The sequence below is a fragment of the Bradyrhizobium sp. USDA 4449 genome (assembly GCF_054056275.1).
Map to the genome: position 1 here is coordinate 192,720 of NZ_JBSRYD010000001.1, position 15,323 is coordinate 208,042.

General features: G+C 65.2%; 13 protein-coding genes. 7 read left to right on the plus strand and 6 right to left on the minus strand.

The window, feature by feature from the left end; translation table 11 throughout:
* The first annotated feature begins 180 nt into the window (after positions 1-180).
* Positions 181-1,485 carry a PQQ-dependent sugar dehydrogenase gene (locus ACVIIW_RS00940; RefSeq protein ID WP_456699017.1) on the plus strand — a complete coding sequence of 435 codons (1,305 nt, stop codon included), beginning with the start codon at positions 181-183 and terminating at the stop codon, positions 1,483-1,485.
* Positions 1,486-1,551: 66 nt separating this feature from the next.
* Here the strand turns inward: ACVIIW_RS00940 and ACVIIW_RS00945 are convergent, their stop codons facing one another.
* Positions 1,552-2,376, minus strand: coding sequence for an aspartate dehydrogenase (locus ACVIIW_RS00945; RefSeq protein WP_456699018.1), 825 nt, complete (start codon positions 2,374-2,376; stop codon positions 1,552-1,554).
* 38 nt (positions 2,377-2,414) lie between these two features.
* Positions 2,415-3,332, minus strand: coding sequence for a LysR family transcriptional regulator (locus tag ACVIIW_RS00950; RefSeq protein WP_456699019.1), 918 nt, complete (start codon positions 3,330-3,332; stop codon positions 2,415-2,417).
* Between the two features lie 149 nt (positions 3,333-3,481).
* Between ACVIIW_RS00950 and ACVIIW_RS00955 the strand changes: the two genes are divergently transcribed.
* Entirely contained in the window at positions 3,482-4,555 is a 1,074-nt protein-coding gene (locus ACVIIW_RS00955) for a tartrate dehydrogenase (RefSeq protein ID WP_456699020.1), read from the plus strand.
* A gap of 7 nt (positions 4,556-4,562) precedes the next feature.
* Here the strand turns inward: ACVIIW_RS00955 and ACVIIW_RS00960 are convergent, their stop codons facing one another.
* A complete protein-coding gene (locus ACVIIW_RS00960; protein WP_456699021.1) occupies positions 4,563-5,516 on the minus strand; it encodes a LysM peptidoglycan-binding domain-containing protein in 954 nt (317 codons plus the stop codon).
* Between the two features lie 177 nt (positions 5,517-5,693).
* Positions 5,694-6,410: a hypothetical protein gene (locus ACVIIW_RS00965; RefSeq protein WP_456699022.1), complete on the minus strand. Its 717-nt coding sequence runs from the start codon at positions 6,408-6,410 to the stop codon at positions 5,694-5,696.
* Between the two features lie 283 nt (positions 6,411-6,693).
* On the opposite strand from ACVIIW_RS00965, the gene ACVIIW_RS00970 reads away from it, so the two are divergent.
* Positions 6,694-7,617, plus strand: a complete 924-nt coding sequence (locus ACVIIW_RS00970; RefSeq protein ID WP_456699023.1) for an ABC transporter ATP-binding protein — start codon at positions 6,694-6,696, stop codon at positions 7,615-7,617.
* Positions 7,614-8,375 carry an ABC transporter permease gene (locus ACVIIW_RS00975; protein WP_456699024.1) on the plus strand — a complete coding sequence of 254 codons (762 nt, stop codon included), beginning with the start codon at positions 7,614-7,616 and terminating at the stop codon, positions 8,373-8,375. Before ACVIIW_RS00970 ends, ACVIIW_RS00975 begins: the two co-directional genes overlap by 4 nt.
* A gap of 28 nt (positions 8,376-8,403) precedes the next feature.
* Here ACVIIW_RS00975 and ACVIIW_RS00980 read toward each other — a convergent pair whose 3' ends face one another.
* Positions 8,404-8,727, minus strand: a complete 324-nt coding sequence (locus tag ACVIIW_RS00980; protein ID WP_456699025.1) for a hypothetical protein — start codon at positions 8,725-8,727, stop codon at positions 8,404-8,406.
* Between the two features lie 361 nt (positions 8,728-9,088).
* Between ACVIIW_RS00980 and ACVIIW_RS00985 the strand changes: the two genes are divergently transcribed.
* Complete coding sequence (locus tag ACVIIW_RS00985) at positions 9,089-9,871, plus strand: L,D-transpeptidase family protein (RefSeq protein WP_456699026.1); 783 nt, start codon at positions 9,089-9,091, stop codon at positions 9,869-9,871.
* Between the two features lie 295 nt (positions 9,872-10,166).
* A complete protein-coding gene (locus ACVIIW_RS00990; protein ID WP_456699027.1) occupies positions 10,167-11,105 on the plus strand; it encodes a glycerophosphodiester phosphodiesterase in 939 nt (312 codons plus the stop codon).
* A 9-nt stretch (positions 11,106-11,114) separates the two neighbouring features.
* Here the strand turns inward: ACVIIW_RS00990 and ACVIIW_RS00995 are convergent, their stop codons facing one another.
* Positions 11,115-13,397 carry a fused MFS/spermidine synthase gene (locus tag ACVIIW_RS00995; protein ID WP_456699028.1) on the minus strand — a complete coding sequence of 761 codons (2,283 nt, stop codon included), beginning with the start codon at positions 13,395-13,397 and terminating at the stop codon, positions 11,115-11,117.
* A gap of 241 nt (positions 13,398-13,638) precedes the next feature.
* Here ACVIIW_RS00995 and ACVIIW_RS01000 point away from each other — a divergent pair, with 241 nt between their 5' ends.
* Positions 13,639-15,282: a phytoene desaturase family protein gene (locus tag ACVIIW_RS01000; protein ID WP_456699029.1), complete on the plus strand. Its 1,644-nt coding sequence runs from the start codon at positions 13,639-13,641 to the stop codon at positions 15,280-15,282.
* Positions 15,283-15,323: the final 41 nt, after the last annotated feature.

Sequence of the window (15,323 nt, forward strand, 5' to 3'; positions counted from 1 at the left end):
GCCACCCTGTGAGTTCCGTCCCGGTTGACCTTTTGACCGCCAGCCAGTTGGATGCGCGCGCAAACTGGCACGACGACGTTCCATCGTCGATCTGGAGAGATCGACGATGGGCCTGAGCCCGCGCGGGGCTTGGTGCGGTCGGGCGTTGCACTGTGCCGCATGTTCGACAAGGGCTTTCCCATGAGTTTTTCCAGCATCTTTGCGCAGTTCGTCGCGTTCGTTGGCGGAGTCGCGCTGCAATGGCGCAAGCTCTCGGGCACCGCGCCCGCACCCGCCTGGGGTCAGGCGCCCGCCATTCCCGAAGCCAAGCCGCAGGGGGCGCTGCCCACCTTGAAGATGCCGACCGCGAGGGGCTGGAGCCAGGGCCAAAAGCCGACGGTCGCGCCGGGGCTCAAGGTCAACGCGTTTGCGACCTATCTCGACCATCCGCGCTGGATCGAGGTACTGCCCAATGGCGACGTGCTGATCGCCGAGGCGACGCAGATCGCAGGTGCGCCGCGCAGTGTGTTCCACTACGCGATGCAGGCGACGATGCGCCGCGCCGCGGCGCTCGGCGTGTCCGCCAACCGCATCACGCTGCTGCGCGACAAGGACGGGGACGGCGTCGCGGAAGTCCGCGGCGCCTTCATGGAGAACCTCAACCAGCCCTTCGGCATGGCGCTGGTCGGCGACACTTTCTATGTCGGCAACACCGACGGTGTGATGGCCTTCCCCTATGTGGCCAATGCCGACGGCATCACCGCGCCGGGCAAGCGGCTCACCACTTTCAAGCCAAGCGGCCACTGGACGCGCAGCCTGCTCGCAAGCCCCGACGGCAAGAAGCTTTACGCCGGCGTCGGCTCGCTCAGCAACATCGCCGAGATGGGCATGGAGGTCGAACAAGGCCGCGCCGCGATCTACGAGCTCGACCTCGCCGCCGGCACGCATCGCATTTTTGCTGCGGGCCTGCGCAACCCCGTGGGACTTGCCTGGGAGCCGACGACCGGCGTGCTCTGGACCGTGGTCAACGAGCGTGACGGGCTCGGCGACGAGACGCCGCCGGATTACCTGACCTCGGTGCGCGATGGCGGCTTCTACGGCTGGCCCTATTGCTACTGGGGCAAGACAGTGGACGACCGCGTGCCGCAGGACCCGGCGATGGTCGCCAAGGCACTGACGCCGGATTACGCGCTCGGCGGTCACACCGCCTCGCTCGGCCTGTGCTGGATGCCCGCAGGGACCCTGCCGGGATTCGGAGACGGCATGGTGATCGGCCAGCACGGCTCCTGGAATCGCAGCACGCTGTCCGGCTACAAGCTGGTGTTCATCCCGTTCGAGAACGGAAAACCCTCAGGCGCGGCTCGCGACATCCTGTCGGGCTTCCTGTCCCCGGACGAGAAGGAATCCTACGGCCGCCCGGTTGGCGTCGTGATCGGTCCCGACAAGAAGTCGCTGCTGATGGCCGACGACGTCGGCAACGTGATCTGGCGCGTCACGGGCGCGTAAGATCTGAAGCAGTAGCACTCCACCGGCGCCCCGAGAGAGGTGCGTTCCCTCCCCCTCGTGGGGAACTCAAGTCCCCACGCACAACGTGGCGCGCTGCTTGCGGAGCAGCGCGATCACCGACAGCGCGGTGATCATCCCGGTCTTGGGATTCTCGGACGGGATGTTCTCGATGCCCATCGAGAACCGCGCCGAATCCGCCTCGACCTCGATGCGATGAACGTTGCGCGTCACGGTGGGGTCGGCCCAGACCTGCATCTGGGTGCGATCGGGCCCGATGCCCGCCAGCGACAGCGCAACGGCGACATTGACGTTTGCAGGAAAGCCCTTCGCCGCGTCGCGCGCGCTGCCCTCGAACAGCTTGAGCGGCTCGCGCAGATTGTCGATGTCGATGGTGTTCTGAACGATGAACGGCGCGCCCCTCAAGCCGTCGATCGGCTTGCGCGTGACCATCTTCACCGAATGAATCGTGCCGACCGCGGCGGCGTTGACCGCATCGAGCCCGATCAGCGCGCCCGTCGGCACGAGGATGCGGCCGCCATTGGCGCGCGCGAGATCGACGAGGTCGAAATTGTCGAGCAGCCCGCCGACGCTGACCACCACCGCGGATTTGCCGCGCTTCACCGCCGGCTCGACGATCGCACGCAACTGGCTGGTCGGCGCGCATTCGACCACGAGATCCGCGGCGTCGCCGAGCTGCTCGATCGGCAGGATCTGTGGCGGATGGCGCAAACCGCTGAGGAACGCCCGATGCTTGGCGGGATCGCGGACGGCCACGGCGGAGAGCGTCAACCCCTCGATACCCTGATCGAGCGCAGTCGCAATCTTGCTGCCGATCGAGCCCAGGCCTGCGATGGCCACCCGCAATTGGTTCGGCGCGCTTTGATCCGTCATTGCATCCCACCTTTGATCCAGAGCCGTGTCATAGCCGCTCACGCCTCGCGCGCATAGCTGCGCAGGCGCCTCTCCAGCACCGCCAAAATCGCATCGCGGGCCGGATCGCGCGAGCCGCGCAACCAGGCCGCAGCCAGCGGCAGCCGGCCGACCGGGCCGCTCTGCTTCGGCCGGAGCGGCACGAAGCGCACGCCTGATACCGCCATTCGCGCGGTCCAGCGCGGCACGATCGCAACGCCGAGCTTGGTTGCGACCAGATTGATGATGGTCTGCTTCTCGTCGGCAACCTGCACGATGCGCGGCGTCAATCCGGCCTGCTCGAACAGTTTTGTCGTGAGGTCGTGGCTGTCCGGCCGCGAGCGGCGGTCCGGTACCAGCAACGGCTCATCGGCGATATCGGCCAGCATGACCGACTTGCGCGCGGCGAGCGCATGGCGCTGCGGAAAGGCGACGATCGCGGTCTCCTGGAGCAGCGGGCGGAATTCCAGCCGCTTGTCCGCCCGGTCGGGCGGACGGACGAACGCGAGATCGAGCGCGCCGGTCAGAATCTTCGGCAATAGCCTGATGGTCTTGTCCTCGACAAGCTGCACCGAAACGTCGGAATGCCCGCTGCGGAAGTCGCGCAGCAACGGCGGCAGCAGGCCGGCTGCGGCGCTGTCGATGGCGCCGATCCGCAGCCGCCGTGCAACGCCTTCGCGCGAACGGTTGCGCAAATTGCTCTCGACGGCCTCGACCCGGGCGAGAATGGCGCGGGCGTCGCGCAGCAGTGTCGTGCCGTCCTCGGTGAGCGAGACGGCGCGGGTCGTGCGCGCGAACAGCCGCGTGCCCAGATCCTCTTCCAGCAGCCTGATCTGGCGCCCAAGCGCGGACGGCAGCATCTGGAGATTCTGCGCGGCGCGGCCGAAATGCAGCTGCTCGGCCGCCGCGACGAAGCATCGGAGCTGATGCAATTCCATTCAAAGTCCTCACTCTCGCCCGATCGACCGAACCGGACGTGCCGGCGATTATATCATTTTTTTGTATAAACCAGTGCGAATTGAGCGCGACGGCGACCCTGCCTAGGCTCATTGCAGGCATTCCACTGACATCCCAAACGGAGCATCCCATGCGCACCCATTCGATCGCAGCCATTCCCGCCGACGGCATCGGCCCCGAGGTGATCTCAGCGGGTGTCCGCGTCCTGGAAGCGCTGGCCAAGCGCAGCGGCGACATCGCTTTCAAGGTCAGGACATTCGACTGGGGCTCGGACTATTACAAGAAGCACGGCGTTATGATGCCGGCGGACGGCCTCACTGAACTGAAGAAGTTCGACGCAATCTATTTCGGCGCGGTCGGCGCCCCCGACGTGCCCGATCACATCACGCTGTGGGGCCTGCGCCTGCCGATCTGCCAGGGCTTTGACCAATACGCCAATGTGCGGCCCACCAAGATTTTGCCCGGCGTCGCCTCGCCGCTGCGCAATGTCGGCGTCGGCGATCTCGACTGGGTGATCGTGCGCGAAAACTCGGAAGGCGAATATGCCGGCATGGGCGGCCGGGCGCACAAGGGCCTGCCGGAGGAGGTCGGCACCGAGGTCGCGGTCTTCACCCGCGTCGGCGTGACGCGCATCATGCGCTACGCCTTCCAGCTCGCGCAGTCCCGGCCGCGCAAGTTTCTGACCGTGGTGACCAAGTCGAACGCCCAGCGCCACGGCATGGTGATGTGGGACGAGATCGCCGCCGAAGTCGCGACCGAATTCCCCGACGTGACCTGGGACAAGATGCTGGTCGACGCCATGACCGTGCGGATGACGCTGCATCCGAAGAGCCTCGACACCATCGTCGCGACCAACCTCCACGCCGACATTCTCTCCGACCTCGCCGGTGCGCTGGCGGGCAGCCTCGGCGTGGCACCGACCGGCAACATCGATCCGCAGCGCCGCTTTCCCTCGATGTTCGAGCCGATCCACGGCTCGGCCTTCGACATCACGGGCAAGGGTATCGCCAACCCGGTCGCAACGTTCTGGACCGGTGCGCAGATGCTGGAACATCTCGGCGAGAGGGATGCGGCGGCACGGTTGATGAAGGCGGTCGAGCAGGTCTGCGCAGCCGGCGTGCTGACGCCTGATGTTGGCGGCAAGGCGACGACGAAGGAAGTGACCGATGCCGTGATCGACGCGATCCACGGCTCGAACGTCTGAGAGAATCCTACTTCCGCCCTGAGGGTGCCGCTGTCGGCGGCACCGCCATCGCCGCCGTCGGGTCCGGCGGCGTCAAATGGCGCGGGACGATGATCGACTGCCCCGGGGTGAGGGCTGCGTTCTCCGCAAGCGAATTGCTCTGCGCGAGCGACCACAGCGGCACGCGATTGGCTGCGGCAATGCTCTCCATGGTATCGCCGCGGCGAACCGGCATGCGCACGCCGCTGTCCCACAATTCGACCAGCGTATCAGCGGGGACGAGATAGCGCAGCGGCACCGCATCGGCCTCGGTCTGCGCCGCCTGGATGCGCGGCAGTTGCGTTACCATCTCGACGATCTGTCGATGGATGTCGTCCGACTTCTCGATGTTGATGTGCGTGACGCGGCTGTTCTCCTTGAGGTCGTAGCTTGCATAATGGCCGCGATAGCCGGGCACCGCCACGACGTTGCCGCCGCCGAGCACGCTGTCGGAGAGGAAGATGTTGATGAAGCGCTCGACATTGAGCGGCACGTCATCGGTCGCGTGCGCGGGATCGATGGTGATGACGAGGCTGATCGGGATGTTCTCCTTGGCCGCCATCTCGGAGATGAGAACCGAGCATAGCCCGCCCATGGAATGGCCGATCAGCACGATCGGCGCCGGGCTCTCCTTGTAACTGGCGATGGCGCGCTTGCCGATCAGCCGGCACAAGGTGAATTCGTAGACGTCGGCCGAGAAGCCGGCCTTGGTCAGCTTCTCGCTCAGCCGGTCGATGCCGGTCGAGAAGATCGGCCCCATGGCGCCTCGGAACAGGTAAATCTTCGGCGGCGGCTGCGGCTCGGCTGGTGGCGGATCAGGAGGCGGCGCAGGCGTCGTGACGGCCGCACGCTTCGGTTTGGCGGGCGAGGCCGCGACCAGACCGGAGTTCAAGGCGAGCAGCGCAACCGCCGCCAACACCAGAAGTCGCCTTGGATCAATCATCGAGCCCTGCAGTCCCGCCACCGGAGGCAAGCGCCTCCCTTGCGGCGCTTAGTGACCACTGATTGGGCGGAATTTGCGGCACGGATCATTTGGGCCGCGGGTCGTTTCCTTGACCGGGGGTTGGCCACAGGCGAGCGCAGTGAGCCGGCGGCGGCCAATAGCCGCCGCATGCCTGTTTCAGTTCCGTGCCGGCGCCATTGCTGCCGCTGAACGCGCCCCCCGCGGAGCACGGGGCTCGGCGACCGGTCCCGCCGGAGCCCGCGAGCGGGCGATCGCGGCGTCGATCTCGGCGATGACCCGGCGCTGGATCGCCTCGTTCTTGTCGATGGTGATGTGGCCGACGCCGCTGCCGCGCACGTCGACATTGTCGAGCTTGCCATGGAAACCATCGGCGGCGCGGACGGGCTCGCCCGGACCGTCGCCGATATAGATGTTGATGTAGCGCTCGGCGCCGGTCGACAGCTTGGTCTTGAACACGGAGTCGAGGCCGATCGCGAGCTTCACGGGAACGCCGAGATGGTTGAGCTTGGCGATCATGTCAGGCAGCGCGGTCGCGCCCGAGGAGTGGCCCACCAGAATGATGGTCTTGAGCCGGCCCGCCTTGTATTCCGTCGCGGCTTCATCGGCGAGCGAGGACCAGGACACGAAGTTTGCGACGGTCACCGGGATACCCTGCGCCTGCAGCCGGGCGCCGATCGTGTCGAGCCCGAGCGAGAAGATGTTGAGCACGCCACGGAGCAGATAGACATGCGTCGTCGCCGCGGCCTGGCTCGGTGCTGCCCGGGCGGAGGTCGGGGTCATGGCAACAGCTGACAGCAGAAGCAGGCAGATCGCCCACATGCGGAGAGTGGGCAACTGGCTGGCGCCGGCTGTGTGACGGCCGTTCGGTCTCATCGATGGTTTCCCTGGGGACATACAATACGCTTCGCGATTGACCGGAATCGTAGCCACGGCCTGCTCGCAGACGCAACAAAGAGCCGCGTGAACAATGATCTTAGCCGCAACCCGTGACCATCGCGCAACACTCGTTCTAAACCTGCCGCTTAACGCCCGGTTTTGAGACCATTTTTCTCCCGCCAATTGCGACGGGGCAAGGCCATTCCTATTTCAGGGTTCCGCTGCTCTCCGCCCGCCAGGGTGCGGGTTTCGGCGCCTCCCCCCCACCCACACGGCCCCCATGTCCTCCATGATTTCCGTCGCCAATCTGTCCAAGACCTATGGGTCCGGCTTCAAGGCGCTCAAGAACATCAATCTCGACATCAAGCGCGGCGAGATCTTCGCGCTGCTCGGCCCCAACGGCGCGGGCAAGACCACGCTGATCTCGATCGTCTGCGGCATCGCCAATCCGAGCGAAGGCAAAGTCATTGTCGGCGGCGAGGATATCCAGACCTCCTACCGCAAGGCGCGTTCGCTGATCGGCCTCGTGCCGCAGGAATTGCACACCGACGCCTTCGAGAGCGTCTGGGCCACAGTCAGCTTCTCCCGCGGCTTGTTCGGCAAGCCGAAGAATCCTGATCATATCGAGAAGGTGCTGAAGGACCTCTCGCTCTGGGACAAGAAGGACAACAAGATCATCACTCTGTCCGGCGGCATGAAGCGCCGTGTGATGATCGCCAAGGCGCTGTCGCACGAGCCTCAGATCTTGTTCCTGGACGAGCCCACCGCCGGCGTGGACGTCGAGCTGCGCAAGGGCATGTGGGAGGTGGTGCGCACGCTCCAGCAATCCGGCGTCACGATCATCCTGACCACGCATTACATCGAGGAAGCCGAGGAGATGGCCGACCGCATCGGCGTCATCAACAAGGGCGAGATCGTGCTGGTCGAGGACAAGGCGACCTTGATGCAGAAGCTCGGCAAGAAGCGCCTGACGCTGCATTTGCAGGGCAAGGTGACCTCGCTGCCGGAGAGTCTCAGCCAATACGCGCTCGAGCTCTGCGACGGTGGCGAGACGCTGGTCTACGACTACGACACCAAGGGCGAGCGCACCGGCATCACCAGCCTGCTCGGCGATCTCCGGACCGCCGGAATCCGCTTCAACGATCTCGACACGACCCAATCGTCGCTCGAGGACATCTTCGTCGATCTCGTGAGGACGTCATGAATCACCGCGCCATCCGCGCCATCTATCTGTTCGAAATGGCGCGCACCTGGCGCACGCTGCTGCAGAGCATCGTGTCGCCTGTGGTCTCGACCTCGCTCTATTTCGTGGTGTTCGGGGCGGCGATCGGCTCGCGCATCAGCCAGGTCGAGGGCGTCAGCTACGGCACCTTCATCGTGCCGGGCCTGATCATGCTCTCGGTGCTGACACAGAGCATCGCCAACGCGTCGTTCGGCATCTATTTCCCGAAATTCACCGGCACGATCTACGAGATCCTGTCGGCGCCGATCTCATATTTCGAGATCGTGCTCGGCTATGTCGGAGCCGCCGCGACCAAGTCGATCATTTTGGGCCTCATCATCCTGGCGACAGCCGGGCTGTTCGTCCCGCTGCATATCCACCATCCGGTCTGGATGCTGGCCTTCCTGGTGCTGACGGCGGTGACGTTCAGCCTGTTCGGCTTCATCATCGGCATCTGGGCCGACGGCTTCGAAAAGCTGCAGATGATTCCGATGCTCGTGGTGACGCCGCTGACCTTCCTCGGCGGCAGCTTCTATTCGATCGGCATGCTGCCGCCGACCTGGCGCACGGTGGCGCTGCTCAACCCGGTCGTCTACCTGATCTCCGGCTTTCGCTGGAGCTTCTACGAGATTGCGGACGTCAGCGTATCCGTCAGCATCGGCATGACGGTGGCATTCCTGGCGGTCTGTCTCGCCGTGATCTGGTGGATCTTCCGGACCGGATACAGGTTGAAAAACTGATCCTTCCCGTCATTCCGCGCTCGCCCAACTACCGGTAACAGCGGAAGTGGTGATAGCCATCATAGTATCCACGGCAGTGGCGGCGACCGTGATAGGGAATGCCCAGAATGCCGTCGACTGCGCCCACAGCGCCGCCGACCCCGGCACCGACGACACCTCCGACTGCACCGCCCACCGGACCAGCGATCCGGTTGCCTTCATAGGAGCCCTCCTGGGCGCCGCGTACGATGCCCTGCGCATGGCCGGGATGCGGCAGCGACATCAGCGCAAGAAGGACGACGGCGGCCCCGAACAGCAGGCGGACGCGGAAGCCGGCCGGCAGGACAGCGGCGGTGGTACGAGCTTTGTTCATCTTTGGTCCTAAAGGGATGACTGACGGCGAAAGTCGCCTGTCCGGCAGGACACGATCAACGCCTGAAGCGGCCAAATGGTTGCGCCTTTTTGACGAATTGTCGGCGATGTGAACGCATCTCCCGCTCGCGAAAATGTCAGCGCCGCCGGGACATGCGCGGCACAAAGCGGCCTTGCTTACGCCCGGCATCACGTTAACGATGGGTCGGCAGGCCGCTGGAACCAAAGCCGGATTGCAGGCATAGTGCATGCCGGGGGACGGTGAGCCGCGGCGTTATTGGTTGAGCATGATCTTTCCGGAAAACCGCTACACACTTTTCCGGATCATGCTCGGCGTGAACAGGCCGGAGGCCAGACGTCAGATGCGTTCCTTATTCTTTGTGTTCACTTCCTTGATGCTTTTGAGCGCGGGCACCGCGCAGGCCAAGGTCGACATTACCGTCGACAAGGACAATCAGCAGATGACCGTCGTCGTCGACGGGGTCACGCGGTATCACTGGCCGGTGTCAACAGGCATCCCCTCGCGCGAGACGCCAAGCGGGTCCTTCCGCGCCTTCCGAATGGAGGAGGATCATTTCTCCAAGGAATTCGACGACGCGCCGATGCCGCACTCGATCTTCTTCACCAAGGTCGGACACGCCATCCACGGCACCGACTCGGTCGGACGATTGGGCACGCCCGCCTCGCACGGCTGCGTGCGGCTGTCGCGCCAGAACGCCTCGACGCTCTACGCGCTGGTGCAGGAGCAGGGCGTGCTCAACACCACCGTGACGTTGACCGGCTCGGCGCAGGTCGCGCTCGCGCGCAGTCGCGGTCGCACCAACAGCGCAGTCGCCCGCGCGCAGCAGCCGGCCGAGGAGCAGCAATACGCCACCTCAGGCGATCCCGTGAACCTGACGCCGCCGCTGCAGCCCGCGCGCCGCTACGTCCAGCAGGACGACAACTACATCTATCCCGCCGACGGCAGCGACACCGGGGCGCGCTATCCGGCGCCGCGCCCGATCACCCGCCCCTACGGTACGCAGGTCTACCAGCAACTGCCGCAAACGCAGCCGACCTACGACCCGGCCTATAGCCAGCAGGGCTACTACTATCAGCCGCAGCGGCGGCAGTATTATCAGCCGCGCAACTACTACCAGAACTGATGTTATCGTTTGAACGCGGCGTCGCCGCGTTCGACGATCTTCCCACGGCATCGACGAACGCGCGCGACCGGCTCGAGGATGCCGGCGGGCTTCTTCGCAGCGGCATTGGATATCGCGCACGACGGCTGGGTCGGGACGAGCGCCGCGATCAAACGGCAGATTGACCATAAGAATCTTGCCGGCGACATCGCTCTCGCGTCATATGCTCTTCCCTTCACTCGGGTTGCGAACCGTGATGCCGTCACCCATTGCGACAATTCTGACCGTGCTATCGGTTCTCACGACAGGACACGCCATGACTGGACAAGCGATGGCTTTCGATCTCGAGGCGCATCGCGGCGGACGGGCGCTGCTGCCGGAAAACACCCTGCCGGCCTTTGCCAACGCGCTCTCGATGGGGGTGGATACGCTCGAGCTCGACGTCGGCGTGACCGCCGACGGCGAGGTCGTCGTGTCGCACGAGCGCGGGCTTAATCCCGATCTCGCACGGGATGCCAATGGCGCCTATGTCGCCGCGCCGGGAACGCCGTTCGTGAAGCTGCGCTTCGCCGATGTCAGGAGCTACGACGTTGGCCAGATCCGGCCGGACAGCGCCTATGCCAAGCAGTTTCCCGACCAGCGCGCGCTGCCGGGGACCCGCATTCCCACGCTGAAGGAGTTGTTCGCGCTGGTGCGCAAATCCGGCAACGAACGCGTGCGCTTCAACATCGAGACCAAGATCAATCCGGATCACCCCGAAGAATCGCTGGAGCCGCAAGCCTTCGTTGCCAAGCTGCTCGGGGTCATCGAAGACGAGAAATTCTCCGACCGCGTCATGATCCAGTCGTTCGACTGGCGGACGCTGCTGCTGGTGCAGCGCCAGGCCCCGACCATTCCGACCGTGTACCTGACGATCCAGCGCGGCTCGGCACCATCGGTCACCCTCGACAAGGCCACCAGCTGGACGGCGGGCTTCAACCCGGCCGATCACGGCGGTTCGCTGCCGCGCACGATCAAGGCCGCGGGCGGCGCGGTGTGGTCGCCCTATTTTGGCGACGTTACCGCAGCACTTGTCGCCGAAGCCCATACGCAGGGATTGCGCGTCGTGGTCTGGACCGTCAACAAGCCTGACGACATGGCGCGGATGATCGCGTTCGGCGTCGACGGCATCATCTCTGATCGGCCAGACCTGCTGCGACAGGTCGCCGGCGAAAAAGGAATAAAGCTGCCAGCGGGGACGCCGGTTCAGCCGTAGGCGTCGGATCTACGGCTCCCCGTATCGCAGGCGCCGGTACAGCGCGCCGAGGACGTTGGAATAGTCGTCGGTCCAGACCCGCACCTTCTCGTCCGCCTCGGTCTCCTCCCACTGTTTTGAAGAGGCGAGCTTGCCGACGTCTTCAGCCTCCCGCGCGGAAATGACGACGTCGGTGGAGAAGATGTAGTCGGCGTCGCGGCCCGAATCCTCGTCAAACACCCAGCTTTTGAGGTCGTTGGCATCGGCAATGCCGACCACGACGGGCTCGAGATCGAGATGGCGGTTGGAGACGTGCATCACCACGGCGCCGTGCGGAGCGAGCTTGTCCTTGTAGATCTTCATCGCCTCTTCGGTCGCCAGATGAATCGGGATTGCATCCGACGAATAGGCATCGACGATAATGAGGTCGTAGACACCGTCGGGCTCCCGCGCGAAGGTTAGACGCGCATCGCCGATCACCGGCTTCAGGTCCGGCTGGCAGCTCGAGATATAGCGGAAATTCTTCGGGTCGCGCGCGGCATCGACCATGGACTGATCGATCTCGAAGAATTTCCAGTCCTCGCCGGGCTCGGCGGCACAGGCGAGCGTGCCGGATCCGACGCCGATCGCCGCGACCTTCAACGGCGCGCCCTTGCGCTCGCGCACCGCGGTGACGGCCTGACCGATCCCGCCGTCCTTGTGATAGTAGGTGATCGGCTCGGGCCTGCCGGTGACCGGCGTGCCGTCATTGTTGCGGAAGCGCTCGGCGCCGTGAATCGTGGTGCCGTGCATCAGCACATGGAAATAGCCGCCGGGCGTCACGACGATCTTGTGCACACCGAAGAAGCTGCGCACGGTGGTGACCCGTCCTTCGTCCGAAGGATAGATCCGCGTCAAGGCCAGCGCCAGCGCGACGGTGGCAAAGATCTTCCAGCGCCCCGCATTGAACGCCAGCGCCAGGAGCGCGGCGAGCATGCCGACCGCGCAGGCGACCCAGACGCGCTGATCCTCGAACCAGGTCGAGAGATCGCCCGTCATGGTGGACGGCACAACGAGCGCGACCGCGAGCATGGCCAGCGCCAGCCAGTACCATCTCACGATGCCCGCAAGACGCTCGTTCGCCGACGGCCGGCACAGCGCCGCGAGCGCGACCAGGATCGGATATTCGGCGATCCAGGAGAAGGTGAAGGGCGCGACAAGGCCGGCAAAGAGACCGCCGACCATGCCGCCGAACGACAGCGCGACATAGAAGCCGGTGAGATATCTGGCTGCGGGACGGGTCCGCGCCAGTTCGCCGTGGCAGGCCATCGCGATGATGAAGAAGCACAATTGGTGGCCACCGAGCGTCAGCAGCAAATTCTGCTCGCCGCCGAAGGCGAGCAGGAAGATGACGCCCGCGATCGCGACGGGCTGCAGCATCAGCATCCCTTTGTGCGGCAGCAAGGGACGCTTCTGGAACACCACCACCCAGGTCAGCAGGTACAGCGACAGCGGCAACACCCAGAGCAGCGGCGCGGCCGCGACGTCGGTCGAGATATGCGCAGTGACTGCGATCAGGAGTCCCGACGGAACCGCCGCAAGGAAGATCCAGCGCAGCCGCGTCGCCACTGTGGGCGCCGGCGCATGTGCCTCTTCGGTTTGCGCAGCGACGACAGCCAGCTTCGGCGAGCGCAGCAGCAGCACGCCGCAGGCTGCGATCAGCAGGATCAGGAGACCATAGCCGCCGGTCCAGAGCCGGTTCTGCGCATGAAGCGTGAACATCGGCTCCAGCAGGAACGGATAGGACAACAGCGCCAGGAAGCTGCCGATGTTGGAGGAGGCGTAGAGGAAGTACGGATCATGGCCGTCAGGATGGCCGGTGCGAACGAACCAGGCCTGCAGCAGCGGATTGTTGGCGGCGAGCGCGAAGAACGGCAGGCCGATCGACACCACGAACAGGCCGAGCAGCCAGACCGCATAACCGGACGCCGGCGGTTCGCCATAGGCGCTGGCGATGCCGAGCGGCAGCGTGATGAAGGCCGCAATCAGCAGCACCAGATGCACCACGGCCGGAACCACGCGATTCCTGATCTGCATGAGCAGATGCGCATAGGCGTAGCCCGCCAGCAGCAGCGACTGGAAGAACACCATCGCCACCGACCACACCGCCGGCGAGCCGCCGAGCCGCGGCAGCACCATTTTGGTGAACAGCGGCTGCACCGAAAACAGCAGCAGCGCACTGACGAAGATCGCGGCGGTGTAGACCGCCAGCAGCAGCCGGTTGCGCGACAAGGACGGCTGCTCCGTGGCGGCGGGTTGCACGATCGAATCCATGGGAGCTCCGGCCAAAGCGTTTTCCAGCGAAGTGGGCACCGGTTCGCCCGAGAAAACGTGTCGAACAAAGGCCCGGCGGGCGCCGGGCGGGCGCAATGGAGCACACCGCGCCTGAACGGGCAATAAATGCTCTCGTGATGTTGCAGGGAGCAATGCTTGATATAGAGATGTCATTCCGGGGCGCGAAGCGCGAACCCGGAATTTCGAGATTCTGCGATGCGGGAGCCCGCACCGTAATTCGATGCTCCGCATCGCGACGGCAACCAGGGAAGTCATGACCGAAACCGACGTCGTCATCATCGGCGCGGGCCATAACGGCCTCACCTGCGCGGCCTATCTCGCGACGGCGGGGTTGCGCGTGCATGTCATCGAGCGCCGCAAGGTGGTTGGCGGGGCCGCGGTCACGGAGGAATTTCATCCGGGCTTTCGCAACTCGGTCGCGGCCTACACGGTGAGCCTGCTCAACCCGCAGGTCATCCGCGACTTGGGTCTTGCGGAACAAGGCCTGCGCGTGGTCGAGCGGCGCGCACAGAATTTCCTGCCCGCCCCCGACGGCAACTATCTCCTCACCGGCGAGGGCCGGACCAAGGCGTCCGTCGCGCGGCTCAGCGCGCGCGATGCCGATGCGCTCGACGGCTTCTCGCGCGAGCTCGGGGACATCGCCGACGTGCTGCGACAGTTCGTGCTGCGCGCCCCGCCAAACCTGCTCGGCAGTTTCGGCATTGGCGCCATCCGCGAGGCCGCAAACGCATTGACGACAGCCAACATCCTGCGCGGCCTCACGCTGGAGCAAAGCCGCAGCCTGCTCGACCTCTTCACCCGCTCCGCCGGCGAGATGCTGGATGAGCGGTTCGAGCACGATCTGGTCAAGGCGCTGTTCGGCTTCGATGCCATCGTCGGCAATTACGCGAGCCCCTACGCCGCCGGTTCAGCCTACGTGATGCTGCACCACGCCTTCGGCGAAGTGAACGGCAAGAAGGGCGCCTGGGGCCACGCGATCGGCGGCATGGGCGCGATCACGCAGGCGATGGCCCGAGCCGCCCGTGCGCGCGGCGTCACGATCGAGCTTGATGCCGGCGTGCGCGAGGTGATCGTCGCGCGCGACCGCGCCGTCGGCGTGGTGCTGGAAAACGGCACGGCCATCCGCGCAAAGTACGTCGCGGCCAACGTCAATCCCAAACTGCTCTACACACGTCTGATCGCGGCCGATGCCCTGCCCCGGGATTTTCTCGCCCGCATTCGCCACTGGAGGAACGGCTCCGGCACCTTCCGCATGAACGTGGCGCTGGATCGCCTGCCCTCCTTCACGGCGCTGCCTGGTCACGGCGATCACCTCACCTCCGGCATCATCCTGGCCCCTGATCTCGGCTATATGGACCGCGCGTATCTCGATGCGCGGGCGCAGGGCTGGAGTCGGCAGCCGATCGTCGAGATGCTGGTCCCCTCGACGCTCGACGATACGCTCGCGCCTGCGGGCCAACACGTTGCAAGCCTGTTCTGCCAGCATGTTGCACCCGAACTGCCCGACGGCAAATCCTGGGACGACCATCGCGACGAGGTCGCCGATCTCATGATCGCGACGGTGGATAGCTACGCGCCGGGCTTTGCGTCCAGCGTGCTCGGCCGCCAGATGCTCTCCCCGCTCGATCTCGAGCGGCAATTCGGCCTGTTAGGGGGTGACATCTTCCATGGCGCGCTGTCGCTCAACCAGCTGTTCTCGGCCCGGCCGATGTTGGGCCATGCCGACTACCGTGGGCCGCTGAAGGGCCTGTATCACTGTGGCTCCGGCGCGCACCCCGGCGGCGGCGTCACCGGCGCCCCCGGCCACAATGCCGCGCAGGCGATCTTGCGGGATCACCGCAGCCTGTTCGCAAGCCGTGGATAGATTTGTGGACGGACTGTGGAAAGGCCTGTTGGCAAAGCTGT

Excerpts from the sequence above, each read along its gene's own strand:
- ACVIIW_RS00965 (WP_456699022.1), bottom strand. The coding sequence starts at position 6,410 with ATGAGACCGAACGGCCGTCACACAGCCGGCGCCAGCCAGTTGCCCACT.
- ACVIIW_RS00995 (WP_456699028.1), bottom strand. The coding sequence starts at position 13,397 with ATGGATTCGATCGTGCAACCCGCCGCCACGGAGCAGCCGTCCTTGTCG.
- ACVIIW_RS00990 (WP_456699027.1), top strand. The coding sequence starts at position 10,167 with ATGACTGGACAAGCGATGGCTTTCGATCTCGAGGCGCATCGCGGCGGA.
- ACVIIW_RS00945 (WP_456699018.1), bottom strand. The coding sequence starts at position 2,376 with ATGACGGATCAAAGCGCGCCGAACCAATTGCGGGTGGCCATCGCAGGC.
- ACVIIW_RS00975 (WP_456699024.1), top strand. The coding sequence starts at position 7,614 with ATGAATCACCGCGCCATCCGCGCCATCTATCTGTTCGAAATGGCGCGC.
- ACVIIW_RS01000 (WP_456699029.1), top strand. The coding sequence starts at position 13,639 with ATGCTCCGCATCGCGACGGCAACCAGGGAAGTCATGACCGAAACCGAC.
- ACVIIW_RS00970 (WP_456699023.1), top strand. The coding sequence starts at position 6,694 with ATGTCCTCCATGATTTCCGTCGCCAATCTGTCCAAGACCTATGGGTCC.
- ACVIIW_RS00940 (WP_456699017.1), top strand. The coding sequence starts at position 181 with ATGAGTTTTTCCAGCATCTTTGCGCAGTTCGTCGCGTTCGTTGGCGGA.
- ACVIIW_RS00955 (WP_456699020.1), top strand. The coding sequence starts at position 3,482 with ATGCGCACCCATTCGATCGCAGCCATTCCCGCCGACGGCATCGGCCCC.
- ACVIIW_RS00950 (WP_456699019.1), bottom strand. The coding sequence starts at position 3,332 with ATGGAATTGCATCAGCTCCGATGCTTCGTCGCGGCGGCCGAGCAGCTG.
- ACVIIW_RS00960 (WP_456699021.1), bottom strand. The coding sequence starts at position 5,516 with ATGATTGATCCAAGGCGACTTCTGGTGTTGGCGGCGGTTGCGCTGCTC.
- ACVIIW_RS00980 (WP_456699025.1), bottom strand. The coding sequence starts at position 8,727 with ATGAACAAAGCTCGTACCACCGCCGCTGTCCTGCCGGCCGGCTTCCGC.
- ACVIIW_RS00985 (WP_456699026.1), top strand. The coding sequence starts at position 9,089 with ATGCGTTCCTTATTCTTTGTGTTCACTTCCTTGATGCTTTTGAGCGCG.